The organism is Chitinophaga rhizophila, assembly GCF_019492185.1.
GTDB classification, from domain to species: domain Bacteria; phylum Bacteroidota; class Bacteroidia; order Chitinophagales; family Chitinophagaceae; genus Chitinophaga; species Chitinophaga rhizophila.
The window spans coordinates 1,604,180-1,622,422 of record NZ_JAICCF010000001.1 but is presented as its reverse complement, the minus strand read 5'-3'; the positions used below and the strand labels follow the sequence as shown (position 1 = coordinate 1,622,422).

General features: G+C 42.7%; 12 protein-coding genes. 11 read left to right on the top strand and 1 reads right to left on the bottom strand.

All coding sequences use genetic code 11. From position 1 onward, the window contains the following. The first annotated feature begins 66 nt into the window (after positions 1-66). From K1Y79_RS06010 to K1Y79_RS05980, 7 genes are all read left to right on the top strand, one after another. On the top strand, positions 67-2,721 hold the full coding sequence (locus K1Y79_RS06010) for an outer membrane beta-barrel protein (RefSeq protein ID WP_236059505.1): 2,655 nt from the start codon (positions 67-69) through the stop codon (positions 2,719-2,721). Beyond that, positions 2,718-3,497, top strand: coding sequence for a GLPGLI family protein (locus K1Y79_RS06005; protein WP_220249092.1), 780 nt, complete (start codon positions 2,718-2,720; stop codon positions 3,495-3,497). The genes K1Y79_RS06010 and K1Y79_RS06005 overlap by 4 nt, the downstream gene beginning before the upstream one ends. Positions 3,498-3,679: 182 nt before the next feature. Continuing rightward, positions 3,680-4,603, top strand: a complete 924-nt coding sequence (gene lepB, locus K1Y79_RS06000; RefSeq protein ID WP_220249091.1) for a signal peptidase I — start codon at positions 3,680-3,682, stop codon at positions 4,601-4,603. Next, a complete protein-coding gene (locus K1Y79_RS05995; RefSeq protein WP_220249090.1) occupies positions 4,600-6,345 on the top strand; it encodes an O-antigen ligase family protein in 1,746 nt (581 codons plus the stop codon). Before lepB ends, K1Y79_RS05995 begins: the two co-directional genes overlap by 4 nt. A 20-nt stretch (positions 6,346-6,365) precedes the next feature. Then, positions 6,366-9,074, top strand: coding sequence for an RICIN domain-containing protein (locus tag K1Y79_RS05990; protein WP_220249089.1), 2,709 nt, complete (start codon positions 6,366-6,368; stop codon positions 9,072-9,074). 195 nt (positions 9,075-9,269) lie between these two features. Further along, positions 9,270-10,055, top strand: a complete 786-nt coding sequence (locus K1Y79_RS05985; RefSeq protein WP_220249088.1) for an FkbM family methyltransferase — start codon at positions 9,270-9,272, stop codon at positions 10,053-10,055. Between the two features lie 456 nt (positions 10,056-10,511). Continuing rightward, the gene (locus K1Y79_RS05980) at positions 10,512-13,418 is read left to right on the top strand and encodes a CshA/CshB family fibrillar adhesin-related protein (protein ID WP_220249087.1); all 2,907 of its coding nucleotides are present in this window, start codon (positions 10,512-10,514) and stop codon (positions 13,416-13,418) included. 125 nt (positions 13,419-13,543) lie between these two features. Here K1Y79_RS05980 and K1Y79_RS05975 read toward each other — a convergent pair whose 3' ends face one another. Beyond that, on the bottom strand, positions 13,544-13,885 hold the full coding sequence (locus K1Y79_RS05975; protein ID WP_220249086.1) for a HopJ type III effector protein: 342 nt from the start codon (positions 13,883-13,885) through the stop codon (positions 13,544-13,546). 377 nt (positions 13,886-14,262) lie between these two features. On the opposite strand from K1Y79_RS05975, the gene K1Y79_RS05970 reads away from it, so the two are divergent. The 4 genes from K1Y79_RS05970 (at position 14,263) to K1Y79_RS05955 (ending at position 18,180) form a co-directional block, all read left to right on the top strand. Next, complete coding sequence (locus K1Y79_RS05970; RefSeq protein WP_220249085.1) at positions 14,263-14,721, top strand: hypothetical protein; 459 nt, start codon at positions 14,263-14,265, stop codon at positions 14,719-14,721. Between the two features lie 161 nt (positions 14,722-14,882). Then, positions 14,883-16,598 (top strand): tetratricopeptide repeat-containing sensor histidine kinase, encoded by a 1,716-nt coding sequence (locus K1Y79_RS05965; protein ID WP_220249084.1) that lies wholly within the window; start codon positions 14,883-14,885, stop codon positions 16,596-16,598. Further along, entirely contained in the window at positions 16,595-17,227 is a 633-nt protein-coding gene (locus K1Y79_RS05960) for a response regulator (RefSeq protein WP_220249083.1), read from the top strand. The genes K1Y79_RS05965 and K1Y79_RS05960 overlap by 4 nt, the downstream gene beginning before the upstream one ends. A gap of 191 nt (positions 17,228-17,418) precedes the next feature. Continuing rightward, positions 17,419-18,180 (top strand): hypothetical protein, encoded by a 762-nt coding sequence (locus tag K1Y79_RS05955; RefSeq protein WP_220249082.1) that lies wholly within the window; start codon positions 17,419-17,421, stop codon positions 18,178-18,180. Positions 18,181-18,243: the final 63 nt, after the last annotated feature.

The following is an 18,243-nucleotide window of genomic DNA, read 5'->3' as shown; positions in this document are numbered from 1 at the left end:
GTATTATTAATAATGTTTCTATGCTGTAATATGAGCTCCTTTGGGCAGTCCTATACACTAAAAGGGATGCTCAGGGATACAAATATACATGTGCCGCTTTACAGAGTATCTGTAGTGCTGTTACAGGCCCGTGACTCTTTTATTGTTGCCGATACCCGTACAGACAGGCAGGGGCAGTTTACCTTTCATCAACTCGCTGATACGGCAGAATATATCTTGTTTTACTCCTATCCAGGTTATGCCGCCTATTCACAGAAGCTGACTACTGAAAAGCCGGTAAACGGCATACTGGACGTTGGAATAGTAGGGCTTATGCTTCGGGAGAAATTATTAAGAGAGGTGATTGTAAAAGCGCGTACAGCAGTCATAAAGATAAATGGAGATACAACTGAGTATGCAGCCGATAGTTTTAAAATACAGGCCAACGCTTCGGTAGAAGATCTGCTGAAGCAACTGCCCGGTATGCAGGTGGATCAGTATGGCAATGTTACAGTGCAGGGACAGAAGGTAAGAAGGGTACTGGTTGACGGAGAAGAGTTCTTTGGAGATGATCCTACTCTTGTTACCAGGAACCTACGCGCTGATATGATAGATAAAGTACAGGTGTATGACAGGAAATCAGACGCTGCTACTTTCACAGGTATTGAAGACGGTGTCAAAGACAAAACAATCAATCTGAAGATTAAGGAAGATAAGAACCACGGTACATTTGGTAAGGTCGAAGCAGGAGGCGGCTCAGATGGACGTTACAACGGGCAGGGTATGTTGAACGCTTTTAAAGCAAAGCGGAAGATGGCCCTGTATGCTACCACTGGTAATATCGGTCGTGCAGGATTGGGCGCTGCTGATAAGCAGAAGCTGGGAACAGGAAATGATGGCGCTGAAAACTATGACGGCAAAGGTCTACCCAGGATAACTACGGCAGGCGCACACTATGATAATAAATGGAAGGATGATAAGCAGTCTTTCAATGGTAATTATAAACTCAGTACCATAACTGTTACCGGGGATGATGTTGTAACATCACAGAACAATCTGCCTGCCGGATTGATTCGTTCTAATTCCTTTAACAGATTTGATAACCAGCATACCCGACAGTCTGCCAATGGGAAGTATATATTCAAGGTAGACAGCACAGCTACTATCACGGCATATGCAGACGGAACTGTTACAGACAGCAGGCAACGTAACTATGGTAATGTGCAGAACTTCCGTGATGACAGCAGCATGATCTACAATAATGAGACAAGTGCCCACAACGATTATCATCTCAATGTATATAATGCCAACCTTGCCTGGGAAAAAAAGCTGAATAAGGTTGGCCGTACACTGTCGATATATCTGGAGAATAATTTTTCAGATGATCATTCTACTGGGCTGAGTCGCTCACAAAGTGAATTTTATGATTCAACCGGTACCAGAGACAGTACAGCGCTTTTATATCTGAATACCCGTACGGACAATAATTGGCGGACCAATAACCTAAGAGGAATCTACACCGAGCCGTTATCAGGGAAGTTGTCGCTGATAGTTAACTACCAGTTTGAGAATAAGTTCAACTATGATGACAAGCGGTCCTATAACCTGGGAGAGAATCCTTCAGGCAAGGATCTGGATGATCAGTTCAGTAGCGAAATGCGTAATAATACATGGTCTAATCAGGGAGGAGTTGCACTGAATTATGTAACACCAAAACTTGTGCTGAAGGCGGGTAATAACATCCGTAAGGTGTCTTTGAATATGGAGAGTATCCTGGATAGCTACAAGCTGAAGCGCAATTTTCTTAACTGGAATCCCAGTGCCGGCATGCAGTATACTATCAAGCAATATACAGTGTTAGATCTGAGTTATACGGGAAACAGTGTCAATCCTGAAAGGTCACAGTTATTACCGCTCAGGTTTGATAATGGCCAGCTTTTTACATTTATACCCAATCCCGATCTCCGTAATAGCTTTTCTCATAAGGTAAATGGTGCATATAATTCAGCCAAGATGGTATCAAACGTGTACTATGGCGGTAGAGGAAATATAACGTTTGATGCCAATCCTATCACACAGACTATTAACGTAGATCCCTCGGGAAGATATATCTATCAGTTTGTCAACATGCCGGGATATACCAATATCAACTACCAGGCAATGACCTACTATAGCAAGCGGTTGATGCCCATAGAGATGCAGCTGGTAGCGATACTGAATACCAGTGGCGGAAGAAACTTCAGTCTGGCAAACGACGCTGTTAATAAACTAACATACCAGACCTATAGTGTCGGACTTGAAACATTTAAGGCTAAACTTAAAAAGTATGACGGATATCTGTTAATACAGGCAGGCTATAATACTAACAGGTCCTCATTGCAGCCCCAGGTGAAGAATGATTTCCCTTCCTTGGAGGTTAAGTCAAACTTCACGGTCTACTTTCTCAAAAAGTTTGAACTGCATACGGATATAAATTATCTCTGGCAAAGGAAGTCTGAAGCTTTTAATAATAACTTCAGTCGTGCAATCTGGAATGCATGGCTGGGGCGCAGCTTTCTGAAGGAAGATCAACTGATCATTAAGGTGTCCTGCAATGATATTCTGAATCAGAATAATGGTTATGCACGTACAGCGAAGAATAACTTCTTTTCTGAAAATAGATTTACTACAATCCGGCGGTTCTTTATGCTGGGAGCAACATGGAACTTCACCAGATTTAAAACTATAAAATCGGAGACATGATGAGATTCTATTTTATTATACTCCTGATGGTTTTTTCATGTGCTGTTTATGCACAGCAGGACGTTTTTGTCAATAGCGGAAAGATTGTGTTTGAGCGGAGAGTGAACACTTTTGCCGTAATGGATATGTTTATCAGAGATAGTAAGATTGTGCCACTGGATCAGCGTCACAGTTATCTGCAGCAATACAAGAGTAATAATCGGCAATTTTGGACAGATGATTTTGAGTTATACTTTGATTCAGTAACTACAGTGTATAGACCACAGGGATTGAATAATATGTCAAAAGTGTCTTACATAGGAGCGGTCGCTTATAATAATAAGGTCATCAGCAGCCTGGATTCGGGTAGAGTGATGGCGTTGAAGCAGGCGTTTGATCACTCATTCCTGATAAAAGATACAATAAGAAAGATGCGATGGAAGCTGACGGAGGAAACCCGTGAGATTGCAGGTTTTCAATGCCGTAGGGCAAATGCGTTAATGTCTGATTCTATTTATATAGTTGCTTATTACGCAGAGACTATTCCTGCCAGGGGTGGCCCTGAATCATTTAACGGGCTGCCGGGAATGATTCTAGGAGTTGCTCTTCCCCACCAGCATATTACCATATTTGCCAAAAGCGTGAACCGGCAGGATGTCACCGCGGATATCAGCAGGTTACGGAAACAGTTGCCTGGTGAGGTTATCAATCGGCAACAGTTCAAAGAGTCAATGAAAAAGATCCTGTATCAGTTTAGTTTGAATGTGCCATGGGTACAGGTATTTATGGATATATAATGACGAAATGATGTAAAATGAAGACGCTGTTTTTAACCCACCGCAACTATCTGATGATTGCGGTCATGATGCTGATTCCATTGGTTTTTGGTTTGGGATGGTTATCCATGTTATTACTGGTTCCATTCATAATTATGTTAGTATTCATTTACTTTTCTCGCAGATTTCTGAAAGGGTCTTCGATGTCAACAGTAACAACCGTATCTAAATTCCTGTTGCTGATCACCTACACGATTATCTGTAAGTTGTATGTCTTTGATATTTATCAGGTCAACAGTAGTTCGATGGAGGGCACACTCATGAAAGGAGATGTTCTGTTTATCAATAAACTTGCTTACGGTCCGCAGGAGATCAATAGTGTTGATAACATCTCATGGGTTAAGCTATTTCATAAAAATCCAGGAGAGGAGCAGATCTGCCTTGCTACCAACAGGAAGCCGGGATATACTAACATCCGGCGCAATGATGTATTCATATATGAGCTGTTTCCTGGTTATTTTGTCGTAAAGCGTTGTATAGGTATGCCGGGAGAGGTATTATCAATACGGAATGATACAGCATTAGTTAATAATCGTATAGTAGATTTTCCTGCGGACAATCTGAGCCAGTATCATATTCAGTTTGCAGATGCTGCCAGTATGAAAAAGTATCTGTCAACAATATCAAGGTCCGTAATTGACTCAGTAAATATTGAAGAGAAGGTCCTGGTAGCTAACCTGTCACCTGGCAGTCTACCTCAGAAGGCTTGGCAGGTAATGCGTTTGCCCAATAAATTACTGATAGGTAAGACGCCTTATTTCTTACCTGGGGAATGGACAATTAATCGTCTGGGGCCTTTGACAGTCCCTTACAGGGGTTGGGCTGCCTCACATGATGCGTTATATCGCAGTACTATTGCCCATTGGGAATGTAGTGGTAAGTCTGCGGGGCATGTGTTTAAGGATAACTACTATTTTATGATGGGCGACAACAAGCCATATTCTGAGGACTCCCGTTATCTGGGTTTTATTCCGGAAAAGAAGATTGTCGGAAAGGTAGCGTTTATACTATTCTCTTATAATGAAAAGGGGTTTGTATGGAACCGCTTGTTTAAAAATATTCTATGAATACGCTCAGCAAAATACCAGCTTATCTGAAAAGGTGCGGCATCTTTGTGTTTGTGTTACTTTTTGTGCTGATGCCCTTGCAAAACGATGCTACACTCCAGAACGGCGTAATAGTCTCGAAGACCTTCTTTTTTACTGAAGGAATAATGTTGTTGCTGTTGATAGGTTGTGTAATATGGCTATTGTCAGACGGGCGTGTGTGGTTAAGTATCTCCAGGATAGATGTTGTGCTCACTTTATTAACAATCTATATCATACTGCGTAGCGACGGACGAACAACCCCAAGAATGATTGAGCTGTTAGCTTTGTACTGTTGTTACGTATTGCTTCGCAGATCCAGGTGGAGACATTTTTTGTTCCTGCTTTATGCATTATCTGTAGCGGGAATCATTCAATCTGTTTATGGATTGCTGCAACTTTATAATATACTGCCTTCCCATAGTCAGTTCAGGTTAACAGGTACGATGTTTAACCTTGGTGCTTATGCCGCATTTATAGCATTAAGTGCGATTGTGTCTCTGGTGCTGGTCTTTTATTTTAAAGAAAAGCGTTATAGTATTATCCCGCAACTGAATGTGGTGTTAGCTGTTATTATACTTCCGATTAGTCAGAATCGGGCGGCCTGGATGGCAGTCATTGTTGCAGGCGTATTTTTATATGCTCATCTTAAAAGGAAGTATGTGCATTACGGCCTGCTGATAGTCGCAGGAGTATTAGTGCTGGCAGGAGGATATTTCCTAAAGAAAGATTCTGCTGACGGAAGGGTGTTGGTATGGAAGGTGACCAGTCAGATGATCAGCGGAGAGCCGGTGACAGGTATAGGCTACGATCGTTTTGCTGCCCGGTATATGAATCATCAGGCAGACTATATGCAGTCAGCAGCGCCAGCAGGTGAGAAACAGCTTGCCGATAATGTCTATTATGCCTTCAATGATCTGTTACAGCTAACAGCAGAATTGGGTATTCCTGGAGGCATAGGTATTCTGGGATTAATACTTATTTGTTTTAGTATAAAGGGTCACAACAATTTCAGATACGCAGGGCAAGGTATTATAGTGGGATATATCATTATCGGTATGTTCTATTATCCGCATTTTATACTGCCATTGAAGATGATCGGCATAACAGGGCTTGCCATGTTATCGCGCCTGGATACTTCAGCTGTATATAGCGTACGCATTACGCAGATGCCCCGGTTACTCTTAGTATTTCTTATAGTAATATTCGGTATTACAGGCGTTGTGATGATTGAACAGCGAAAGGTCGCGTATCAGCAATGGCGTCAGGCCGAATTGATGTATCAGCAGCAGCGTATCAGTGAGAGTCTGCAATACTATAGGGAAGCTGTTACCGTGCTTCCTAAAGATGGTGAATTACTATCAGCAGCAGGTAAAGCGTACTTTCTTGCAGATTCGCTGGAAAAGGCGGCTGATTATCTACAGCAAAGCAGGCAGTATCTGAATAATACTGTTATTGAGACTACCCTCGGAGATATCAGTATGCAACAAGGGCAGTATGTAGCAGCAGAAGGGTATTACCAAAAGGCACTGCATATGGTGCCCAACCGGTTTTATACAGAGTATATGTTATTGAAACTGTATGTTGCCAGTAATGAGAATGATAAAGCCTGCTCCAAGGCGAATGTCATTCTGCAGAAACAGGTAAAGGTCTCATCGACAGCCGTGCAGCAAATTCAGGATTCAGCCAGAGCTTATTACGCAAATAATAAATGCCATCGTTAACAAGTCCCATATCCATTGTTATGAAACATAGCTTAATTATTATCACGTTTGTTGTCCTGGGTTTATGCTTGTCCTGCAGTTCCAGGAAAATGAATTTAGAGCAGAAAGTGCTTGCACATTTTGAAAAACAGCAGCATCCGGAGAAGCTACAGGCAGCAAGATACTTATTGAAACATATGAAAGGTCATTATAGCCTGGGCGGACCTAATTATGACAAGTATGTCAAAATATTCCATGAAATAAGTGTCATTCCCGGCGACAAGAGAAATGCAGCAATTATGGATCGGATGAATTTCCATAAAATAGGAGATAGCTTTTTTATGAAAAAGGATGAGCAAGCACTGACAGCGGAATATCTTATCAAACACATTGAATATGTGTATGCCGTATGGGAGAAAGTACCCTGGCGAAAGGATTACGATTTCGATATTTTCTGTGAATATGTGCTGCCTTATAGGGTGGAGAACGAGCATCACACTGATTGGATCGAACGTTTTCACGATGCCTTTGCTGGCATATTCAGAGAGTTACATTTTACCGGCGGAACTGTGTATAAGGCGGTAGACTATTGCAGCGATACAGTACGGTATATTAAAATGGAAGATGGCGATAGTACTACACTCGTTAAACTTACACCTGGTAAAGATAACATCACCTTTGACAGTGTAATGGTTGATGAAGATGGTGACAAGTGGGTGCGTATTCAATATACAAGTGGACTAGATTCTGCTAAGGTCCGGCTAGTCATCAATGGGAAGGATACTATTACGAAAAACCTAAATACCGCGGGCAGCCTTTATTGTTATCCAGGTCATCAGGTAAGGATAAAGCATCCATTCCGAAAGGGGCTAAATACAATTGAGGTAAGCGTATCAAGTAAGCCAATCGGACTAGACTATCTTGATATCATTCCGGCAGAAAAATACTACCGCGATGATCCCGGTTTTAAGATAATAGACGGCGCTAACTATGCAATTTACAATGCAGGAAATGACAAGGGATTGCATACGTTACTAAAGTATCCGCAAAAGGTGAATATCCAGAATATTGATTATGGATTTTTTGTGCTGAGGACTAAGGAGCAGAAAAACGCGCTGACATTGGCCTGGAATACATATTATAGCCAGGACACGTTAAGGCAGACCGTGTTCTCCGGCAATGACAATCAGCAGTGGGCAGTTGTTCCGGTTGGTGATGATCATTATAAAATAGTGAGTAAGCTCAATGGCAAATGTATGGAGGTTACTAACGACGGCCGTCTGGCTGTCAGAAATGATTATTCTGGCAGCGCATACCAACATTGGCGGTTTGAACGGGTAGATAATACCTTAAGTTTTGACACGGCTACCCACGTGCCGCAGAACACGCCTTTGGAATACGCCTGTCGCGTAAAGGATGCTCTTAACTTTGAGTGGATGACATTCAGTAATTATTTTCCTGCACTTCCGGCAAATGATATTCTGACTGCTCATGTAGGAGATTGCAGGGCACAATCTCACTATCTGGTTTATATTCTGAGATCATTGGGCATTCCTGCCGTCAGTGAAGTGAATCTACAACGCCCGAACAAAAACATGGGGCATGACTGGAATGCGATCATAGGCAGTAAAGGCGAAACAATTTATTATCAGATAGATACCAAGCCCGCGACTGGTAAGCCGGATTCACCGATAGCAAAGATATACAGAAGGACATTCAGTGTTGATTCCAGTGCATTACCATTTAAGAAATATCCCAATGAGTTTGTACCGCTGACCTTTGATAATCCTTATCTTAAAGACGTTACCAAAGACTATTTCAGTACCAGGACGGTTTCAGTTGATCTTTTTTCGACAGCCAAAGGTATTTCAGACAGGCATGCCTATTTATGTGTATGGGATGATACCAAATGGTTACCTGTTGCATGGGGAGATATCAGCAACGGCACCGCTACCTTCCGGGATATGGGACTGAACGCCCTTTATCTGCCGGTGATATACAAAGATGAGAAGACATTTGTACCAATTGGAGCGCCATTTATACTAAAGGATAGTCTGATTGAATATATCTCACCAGCGCCTGATAAGCAGATTCAGGCCGCTTTAACACGTAAATACTACTGGCCTGAGAAGCATTTTATGGACTATCGCCTGAGAGGAGGAGCCTTTCAGGCAGCAAATAAGGAAGATTTCTCTGATGCAGTTACTTTATATACTGTAAAGGGTAAAATTGCCCCTGTTGCGTATAATATACCTGTTAAGGATCCGAAAGCATACAAATATTATCGTTTTAAGAGTCCGGATCATGGTTATGGCAATATAGCAGAATTGAAGTTTTACGATAAAGCCGGTCGCCCGATGCAAGGCAAAATCATTGGCAGCGATAAGAGCTACAAATTATTAGGTAATACAAAAGAGAAAGCTTTTGACAATGACATCCTTACTTTTTATGACGGATTCAGCCGCAAGAGTTGTTGGCTGGGGATGGAGATGGCAGAGGCGAAGCCGCTTGGTAAGATAAAGTTCGTTGCCAGAAACGATGGTAATTGCATTGAAGTAGGGGATGACTATGAACTAATGTATTGGGATAATAAAACCTGGCAGTCTCTGGGGCTTGTAATAGCAAGGGAGGATGTGCTGGAGTATAAAAATTGTCCCAAGGGGGCGGTGTTTTTACTCCGGAACAAAACAAAAGGCAAGCAAGAGCGGATCTTTACAATAGATGACAGCGGCAAGCAGGTGTGGTGGTAAATATGGGTGAAGAGGACGGTGTTTTGTAACATTTTAGTGTTGTATACTCCTGATAAAGCTTGTATTGTAATAAATATTCTGGCAACATTCGCCGACAAATATTAATTTTGGCCATTATATCCCTGATTACTAATACACAAACACTTTATCATTATTATGGGCCTTGCTCAGAGTATTCAAAAATTGGCGAAAAATATGACGAAGAAACGCCGTCCGAATGAATTTACCTTCCTGCAGGAGTTAAGACTTAAAAATCTACCCCGTAATAAGATGCATAGCTTCGATTTCAGAAATGGAAAGATCTGGTTTACGCATCACAAAGAGTTCAGACATTCCTATCAGGAGTTGATTGTTGACGAAATCTATAAATTCAGGACAGACAATGAGACGCCTTTCATCATAGATTGCGGCGCTAACATTGGAATGAGTGTATTATATTTCAAATGGCTTTATCCTAAAGCAAAGGTGCTTGCATTTGAACCGGATGATGCTAACCTGGTTTATCTGAGAAAGAACATCGAAGGGTACGGTCTTACAGATGTGACAGTGCGTACCGAAGCGCTTTGGACGCATGATGGCACCATATCTTTTGAGGCAGATGGTACCCAGGGCTCAAAAATAGCCGGAGGTGAGTCTACTGAAAAGCAACTGGTAACAATTCCATGTGTTCGATTGGCCACAATGTTAAATCAGAAGGTTGACTTTCTGAAGATGGATATTGAGGGGGCTGAGTACGAAATCCTGAAGGATTGTAAGGATCAGTTGAAGAATGTGGAATATGCGTTCGTTGAATATCATGGCGATATACTTGAGTCTAATCATCTCACCGAGATTTTACAGATACTTAACGACGCAGGATTTAACTATTACATTAAGATAGCAAGCGATAACGTGGCTAATCCTTTATTAAAGGAGAAGCAGAACAACACCTTTGATCAGCAATTAAATATCTTCTGTCACAGGGGGCAAGCTGTTAAATAAACATATCTGTTACGATATTCTAAAAGTCCCGGGCTTATAGTCCGGGACTTTTTATATGCGGACGGGAATGTTCCATCAGCCCGGACAGGTACAATATAAATGAAAGAATACGCGGCTTGTCAGCGTACACAGCTATTGCAATTTTATTATCTTTGTAGCGTCAGATGTTACGTGCAGGCAAGAGGTCCCGGACAAGGATGGATTTTCTTACCTGTCGGCATTTGAACACGGATTAGTTTTCCCTATACCTATAGACGATTCCGGCTGTTAGGGCATAATGCTGCAGCCGGTAAACCATTAAGAAAGATACCTGTTTCCAGGGCTGCAATTTGTAATTGCAGGCTCTCCTGTTAGAGGGCAACATACTTCTGCATGTAGTTAAAGGACAAAACTTTCCATTGTTGTAATCCTGTTATCGCTTGATAGCAGTCATATTCCCTATCAATTAGTTTTTAGATGTTTAGAAGAATTGCCCTGTTTCTGCTTGTTTTTTTAGGCATAGGTATGCATGCTGACGCACAATATGCTGATATGGGGGTCGGCGTTATCAGAAATCACATATGGTGGTTTAACTGGAATGGGTTCACTGTAATGAATGGTGCGACCAGGGATTTTGTTACAGATGATGGTTTGAATGTGCATATCACATTTTCACAGGTAAGTGGCAGAGTACCAAGACCTAATGTGATGAATACATGGTCGGGTGCTGTATTACATTTCCTGTATGACTTCTCTAACGCCAGTATCATGCCTGCACTGGCGGCGCCGAATAATGGAGGCGTAAGTACATATTTTACCATGACAGTCAGCGCTACAAGAGACGGTCAGCCTGTACCTTTTACCTTTCTAGCTGCAGATGCGGAAGGGAGCCTAAGTCCCGTGGAAAATACCACCTTTATTACTTCCGGCGGTAACTGGAACTTCCTGGACTTTTACAGAAACTCTTCACAGACAGGCAATCCTGTAACAGGATGCGGTACCCAGCAGATTGTTATCACAGATACACAGGGATCTATGAATGGCTCACCCGTAGGACAGAATCCATTGATGGCAACAGTAGCGCCATCTACAGGTACCATGACAGTAGATGTAAGAATGGAAACCACTGTACCAGGCGGTATGGCAGTTGCCTTTGGCATTTATGCACCGCTGGATAGGGGAGATCTGCCCGGTAGTTATGGATATGCCAGGCACCTGCTACGATATGTACGTAGCAATGGCTGTAACTTCAATCCACCCTTCCCCGCGCTTACCCAGGATGAAAGTCTGATCATTGGTAACGTAGTGCCTGATGCGGATGGCGCTGATAATGTCGATGATAACCTGGTAGGAGTAGACGAAGATGCCTTCACCACTTTTCCTGACTATACCGGTAATGGGACTTATAGTGTAGATGTGCCGCTTTCCAATAACACAGGTGCTGATGCATGGCTTACAGGATGCTTTGACTATAACAGAAATGGGATATTTGATACGGATGAATTGGTCACCGTAGTAGTACCTGCCGGCGCTCCAAGTGCTACATTGAACTGGACAGGGCTGCCTGCAAGGTTTGTATCTGGTAACGGCGGACTGTTTGCATTACGCTTCCGTTTGTCTTCCAACCGGGACGCTACCAGGGATGTGGCAATAGCAGCGGAAGATGGTGAAGTAGAAGATTATATGGTGCGTATCAATGCACCCTGTGATATCACCACCAACTATACTTCTACTACCATTTGTGCAGGTACCGGGGTGCAATTGGAGGCTGCCGGAGGAACTACTTTTAACTGGAGTCCGGCAGCCGGTTTGTCTGATATAACAATTGCTAATCCTATTGCAACGCCTTCAGTAACTACCAACTACCAGGTGCTCGTATCAGATGCCGGTGGTTGCGGCGGTATAGGGCAGATAGAAGTTATTGTGAATGATATAGCGGATGTGGATACCAGAACAGATACCACTATCTGTAGCGGTATAGCGATTCCACTCACTTCTAATTCGGCTAATGGTACTGCATTTACATGGACGCCCGCTATAGGATTAGATAATGTCAATGTATTATCTCCCATTGCTACGCCGGCTGTGACCACCCGTTATGTTATTACCGCAGATAACGGTACAGGATGTACCAGTCAGGATGCTGTGTTGATCACTGTTATTCCGCAGAATGCAATGTCAGTAACGCCGACAGACACTGTTATTTGTGCCGGCAGTGTTATTACCATTCAGGCAACGGGTGGAGATGCTTATGAGTGGATAGAAGGAGGGAATACGTTGCCGCAGACGACTGCTGAGATAACCTTAACACCTGCCCGGACAACTACCTATGCTGTTAATATAATTAATAGTACTTGTCAGACAAATGAAAGCTTTACTATTCCGGTAACCGTAAACGCTATTGCAGATGTTGCTACCCGTATTGACACAACTGTTTGTAACGGAGCACCTGTTCGGTTAATATCTGCATCCGTTAATGGAACCAGTTTTAGTTGGTCGCCGGCAATAGGCCTGGACAATGCAGGTATACTGTCGCCAATTGCTACGCCCGCGGTTACGACCCGTTATACAATAACAGCTGATAATGGTACTGGTTGTACGAGTGAGGCGAATGTGCTGATAACAGTTACGCAACAGGAACCAATGACAGTGAATATGGGGGATACCGCCATCTGTGTAGGTGGGACGATTACCTTGGAGGCTAGGGGAGGAGATCGTTATCAATGGCTGGAGAACGGCGCTATATTGCCCGAGACAGGCAATGCTATTAGCGTGTCGCCTGACAGGACTACTACTTATAGCGTAAATGTGGCCAATAATACCTGCCAGGTAAATGAAAACTTCACCATACCAGTAACAGTAAATCAGTTACCTCAAACGCGAGTAACCAGCTCAAATGATATTGATTGTTCACATATGGCTGCAACACTGCAGGCAACCGGAGGAACAGCGTATATGTGGGAAGACGCACCTGGTATCAGTAATACAACAATCGCGAACCCATCTGTAACACCGATAGTGACAACCACTTACTATGTTAATATCACCGATGATAATAACTGTACAAGCAGAGATTCAATCACTGTAAATGTAGCTTTTAGCTCCGGACAAAGTGTATATCCGATGCCTTCTGCATTTACACCAAACGGCGACGGAAAGAATGATTGTTTTGGATTGAAGTACTGGGGTGATCTGAAGACACTGGACTTCAGGATCTACAACCGCTGGGGTACGATGGTGTTCAGTACACAAAATTCTGGCGAATGCTGGGATGGTACTTTCAAAGGGGCGTTACAGCCTAATGGCGCATATGTATATGTGATAAAGGGAACTACTGCCTGTGGGGAGGTCGAGCGTAAAGGAGTAGTTACATTAATACAATAGTAGCACCGTAACAGCATTATTGTCATGATTACGGCAAGAAAAGATGTCAAGCATCTTTAAAACAAGGGCTGGGGATATAACTTCCTAGCCCTTGCTTATTATTATACATCAAATAACTGTTGTTCTTACTTAGCACTTAATGCCTGTCCCTCAAAAGCTATCCCTGACCAGCCATGTTGCATGAACTGTCTGATATTCTGATGATCAGTCGCATCTGGCGTATTAAGTACGGCATGGTAATGCTCGGCAAATAAATAGAGTGTATCCTCTTTGCTCAGGTTATTCATTTGAGCAAAAGAGAAGACTTTTGCACTTCCCTGGTTCTGATCAGCATTATTGTAAGCATCGCCATTCTTGAAGGCGGTCGGCTGATGTTGATAATTGGCCTCTATAAATTCAATCACCTCTTTAAACAGGAGTGACTTGTCTTTTGATCTTTGGATCAAAGTCGCTAATTGTTCTTGCATGCAGATATCTTATAATTGGAAAATTAATGAATGTCCTTTACGGAGCACAAATATAAATTGAAAGATGCTGTTTTTAGCAGCTATATCCTGTTTTTACAAACTGTGCTAATGGGAATCTTATAATCTTGATCTGCCAGCTATTGGCTATAACCGAGCACATTCCGGAAATGAAAGCAGATGCCTGCCAGTGTATCGGAGAAATAATCAGTGATAAATGAGTCAGGTTTGAACAATCTTATTAGACGAATGTTAATACCCTGAATATTTGTCTTTAGCCCTAATCAGGGATGTACGTTTTGAGTAACCACAACACCATGTATGAAAAACTGTAAGCAAAATAACCTTTGAAACCATAATCCTTTAAATACACCAACCCGATGACAAATTCAAGACACATTTTCGTTCAGATAGATACCAGTCGTCTGATTGCAGGTATTGGCCTCAATCCACCCACAAATGATCAGGTAAGAGAAAATACCGCTATTTACGATCAGGGAGCCATGTCCCTGGGAAATCCTGTAGAAAGTTTTGCTATTCCGGTGATAGCGCATGAAACTATCTTTTTTACAATTATCCCCCTGGTATTGTACTCTTACCACAAGTTATATTTCACTGATTTTAAAGTGATACAGTCGAACGGTGGAATAACTGTTCCTGATGAAATCGCCTTACACGGTCATCAGGTGAGTTTTAAGGTGCATGTGTCTGAAGTCAATGACGGCGGACTATTGAACTTTTACCTTTATGCCATGCTCGAGTATCAGCTGGGCAGCGATATAGTGAAGATACCATTGTGTATTGATCCGGTGTTAAGGGCCAATCAGGGAAATGGTTAACTTTTAAAATAGAAGAAGGCTTGAATAGGCAAATTGCTATAAGTATTTTATACTGCCTTTTCCTTGGCGTATGCAAAAATGTGGTTGCGCAGCACCAAGGGAAGGCAGACAGCCTTAAGTTGCTGCTGATAACTACTGATACTTTATCAACGGTATCAAGGATGACTATATTTGCCAGAATTGCTGCATATTCCTCTTACCCAGATGAAGTACTGCTTTATGCGGATACGCTGTTTGAGATGGCCACTGCCCGTGGGCAACCAGACTTTATCATTGAAGCGTTACAGTCAAAGGGAGTCGCTCACAGGCTGCTTGGTAATCTGAGAAAGTCGCAGGAATACCTCTTTCACAGTGCTAACCTGGCTATAGAACATCGGGCCTATAAACGGCTGATCACTGGTTACCTGGAAATTGCCAATACTTACATCGCTAATAATTATCTCAGGAATGCCCTCTTGTATAATCAGAAAGCCATCGGAATCATCAGATCTCATGGAGACAAGGAACAGTTGGCCATCAACCTGCTAAATACCGGATATAGCTATTATACGCTGAATGAACTGGATTCCGCTTTGTTATTATATAACGAAGCAGTTCCTATTTTCAGAGAGATAGGGTTGAAAATCGGGCAGGCGTATACCGTTGGGAATACGGCCCTGGTGCACTGGAAACAAGGGCAATATAAGACGGCGGAGAAAGGTTTGTTAAAGGCTATAGACATGCTAAAGCCTTTAGGGGACCAGTTTGGTATGGCTGACTATCATAATCAACTGGGAAAGCTCTATGCTGAAGAAGGGTATACTAAAGCTGCTATCCTGCATACCACCGATGCACTAACTATAGCCCAGGCACTTGACTTGAAGGAACAAAAGCGGGATGCCTCATTGCTCTTATCAAAGTTGTATGAATCACAGAAAGACTATGCAAGGGCATTTAATCACCAGAGTAACTACATCGTGTATAAGGATAGTATAGAAAACTCTGGTACCACCAGGCAGCTGGCTAATCTGCGCACTGAATTTGAAGTCAGTCTGAAGGAAAAAGAAATTGCACTGCTGGAAAAGCGGCAATTGCTGAATAGGATATACATTATCATTGCTATCTTTTTTCTCTTACTAGCAGTGCTGATATTGTTATACTTCCGTCAGCGGTTCCGTAATGCCCGGTTACTGGCAGAAAATGAAAGAAAAGAACATGATGTAAATATCCGAAGTCTGCTCAATACGCAGGAAACGAAAGCGCTCCAGGCAATGGTACAGGGACAGGAAAATGAACGCCGCCGGCTGGCCAGAGAGTTGCATAACCATTTCGGTAGCCTACTGGCAACCATAAAGGTGAATATGAACGCTGTTGATCATGCGGCGGTACCTAATCATCATACACTGACTACCCTGATCGACCAGGCATGCACTGATATACGTAACCTGTCTCATTCCCTCAACGTGGGTATCTCAGATAACTTTGGCTTGGTTCCGGCCCTGACGGAACTAACTTCCCACCTGAGACAGTCCAGAAAACTGGAGGTAGAGTTTTCCGCTTCTATGTGTGAGCAGCAGATGGAGGTAAGGAATGAGATCATTATATATAGAATCGTTCAGGAACTGGTAAGCAACGTATTAAAACATGCAGACGCTACAAAGTTGTCTATCCTCTTAACCTGTTTTGACGAAGAGAACCTGGTTAATATAATAGTTCATGACAATGGGAAAGGATTCGACGTTAACGCAGCCCAATACGCCGGCATAGGTTTAAATACGCTAAAGGAAATGATCCATAACCTGCGTGGCGAGATTCGTTTTGATAGTAATTCAACCAGTGGCACAACTGTAAACATAGATCTGCCTATCACCCCGATAACTCTTAACTGGCACCTATGATAAAAGTATTAATTGTAGATGATCACGACCTGTTTGCAGAAGGAATATCCTCTCTCTTTAAGCCTGATGACGGTATTGTCATAATAAAGCATACTAAAAACGGGTATGAGCTTCCCGCTATCCTATCTGTGATTGAAATAGACGTTATTCTGCTGGATATAGACATGCCTGTGCTGAATGGTATAGCCTGTATGGATTTATTAAAGAATAAGGGATATGACAAACCGGTGGTGATGTTAACCATGCATCAGTCGATGCGCCAGATCAAGGCTGCATTAGAGAAAGGCGCATGTGGATATGTATTAAAAGACGCCTCTAAAGCCGAACTGGCACAGGCAATCAGTAATGCAAAGGAAGGTAAGACTTACTTTCATCCCGGAATTAACGACCAGGTGTTTGACTACTTCCGTGGGTTGAGTACAGGCAGGACAGGCATGCCGGAATTGTCAGACAGAGAGAAGGAGATCATCAGATGCCTGGCAGACGGCCTGAATACGAAAGCAATATCCGCCCTGCTGTATATCAGTGAACATACCGTGAAGACACACCGCCGGAATATTATGCATAAACTAAATGTCAAGACGTCAGCAGAACTAATTAAGCTATCGGTGGACAAGGGCTTTATCTGATACTAGCTGCTGACGTTCTACATGAAGCAATCTGATACCCCAATCGGGGTATTAACTAAAACCACACTTTTTCCTGATCAGAGCAGTGAATTATTTCTTCAACTTTGGAATGTCTTCAATGCGCATTTAAGTAAGACAAGGCGAATCCGAAAAGCCTGAATAGAGTAGGAAAATAACCAAAATTTATAATCATGTCCTCAATTAACTGGAACCAAGGTCAGCTTATTACTATGGGACAGGGCGATACCGCTACCTGTACCGGAGGTTTAAATAAGGGACAGCTTTATGGCCTTTTCTTTTATAATTCTGCAGGAAATGATGCCAGCACCAATGTAATAATTACTGGTAATAACTCATTGCCACCGGTAACTGTTACAGTTCCTGGAACGACAGCAAACCAGGGATTGGCAGCCATTTGTTTTGTTAGTGGTGATGAAACCGCGACCATTGCCGCATCCGTTCTAAATAACCAGCCAGGCGCTTCTGTACAGGCGTTTATTGGCAGTGTTAAAATGCCTACCGATACCTCTGGAATAAACAATCAGAACCTCCCTCTGGATGGTCAAATTCATCAGTTTCAAAAGTTCACCCGCTACTATTCCGTTCCTGCGTCTCACTGGTACGCCGCACAAATCACCAGCAACGTTAACACATTCATTTCAGTACAGTTTACTGAAAATACGGCAACCGTTATCAGTGTAAATACCAGTATCAACGGTATAGATAATGTCATCACTTACTACGGTACACAGGCACAGCCTAAAGTAAAGACCAATACAACTTCCCTGCAGTCATACCCATGGAACTTCTCGGGTAATGGCTCACAGATTGTATGGATCAACGCTGACAGCGTGCAGAACTCTCAGGCTGCGACAATATCTGTTCAGTCTCTGCAGGGGCTCTTTGCAGCTGCTAAACGTGATGATGTGAAGGCAGCAGCCGGGGTTGTTTGATAACTAATGTATATTGAGGTTTTTTGAGTCAAGTTGATGCCCTCCATTTTTGGAGGGCATTCC

What these genes read in the sequence shown, in the direction of transcription:
- K1Y79_RS06010 (WP_236059505.1), top strand. Translation starts at nt 67, where the DNA reads ATGCTCAGGGATACAAATATACATGTGCCGCTTTACAGAGTATCTGTA.
- K1Y79_RS06005 (WP_220249092.1), top strand. Translation starts at nt 2,718, where the DNA reads ATGATGAGATTCTATTTTATTATACTCCTGATGGTTTTTTCATGTGCT.
- lepB (WP_220249091.1), top strand. Translation starts at nt 3,680, where the DNA reads ATGTCAACAGTAACAACCGTATCTAAATTCCTGTTGCTGATCACCTAC.
- K1Y79_RS05995 (WP_220249090.1), top strand. Translation starts at nt 4,600, where the DNA reads ATGAATACGCTCAGCAAAATACCAGCTTATCTGAAAAGGTGCGGCATC.
- K1Y79_RS05990 (WP_220249089.1), top strand. Translation starts at nt 6,366, where the DNA reads ATGAAACATAGCTTAATTATTATCACGTTTGTTGTCCTGGGTTTATGC.
- K1Y79_RS05985 (WP_220249088.1), top strand. Translation starts at nt 9,270, where the DNA reads ATGACGAAGAAACGCCGTCCGAATGAATTTACCTTCCTGCAGGAGTTA.
- K1Y79_RS05980 (WP_220249087.1), top strand. Translation starts at nt 10,512, where the DNA reads ATGTTTAGAAGAATTGCCCTGTTTCTGCTTGTTTTTTTAGGCATAGGT.
- K1Y79_RS05975 (WP_220249086.1), bottom strand. Translation starts at nt 13,885, where the DNA reads ATGCAAGAACAATTAGCGACTTTGATCCAAAGATCAAAAGACAAGTCA.
- K1Y79_RS05970 (WP_220249085.1), top strand. Translation starts at nt 14,263, where the DNA reads ATGACAAATTCAAGACACATTTTCGTTCAGATAGATACCAGTCGTCTG.
- K1Y79_RS05965 (WP_220249084.1), top strand. Translation starts at nt 14,883, where the DNA reads ATGACTATATTTGCCAGAATTGCTGCATATTCCTCTTACCCAGATGAA.
- K1Y79_RS05960 (WP_220249083.1), top strand. Translation starts at nt 16,595, where the DNA reads ATGATAAAAGTATTAATTGTAGATGATCACGACCTGTTTGCAGAAGGA.
- K1Y79_RS05955 (WP_220249082.1), top strand. Translation starts at nt 17,419, where the DNA reads ATGTCCTCAATTAACTGGAACCAAGGTCAGCTTATTACTATGGGACAG.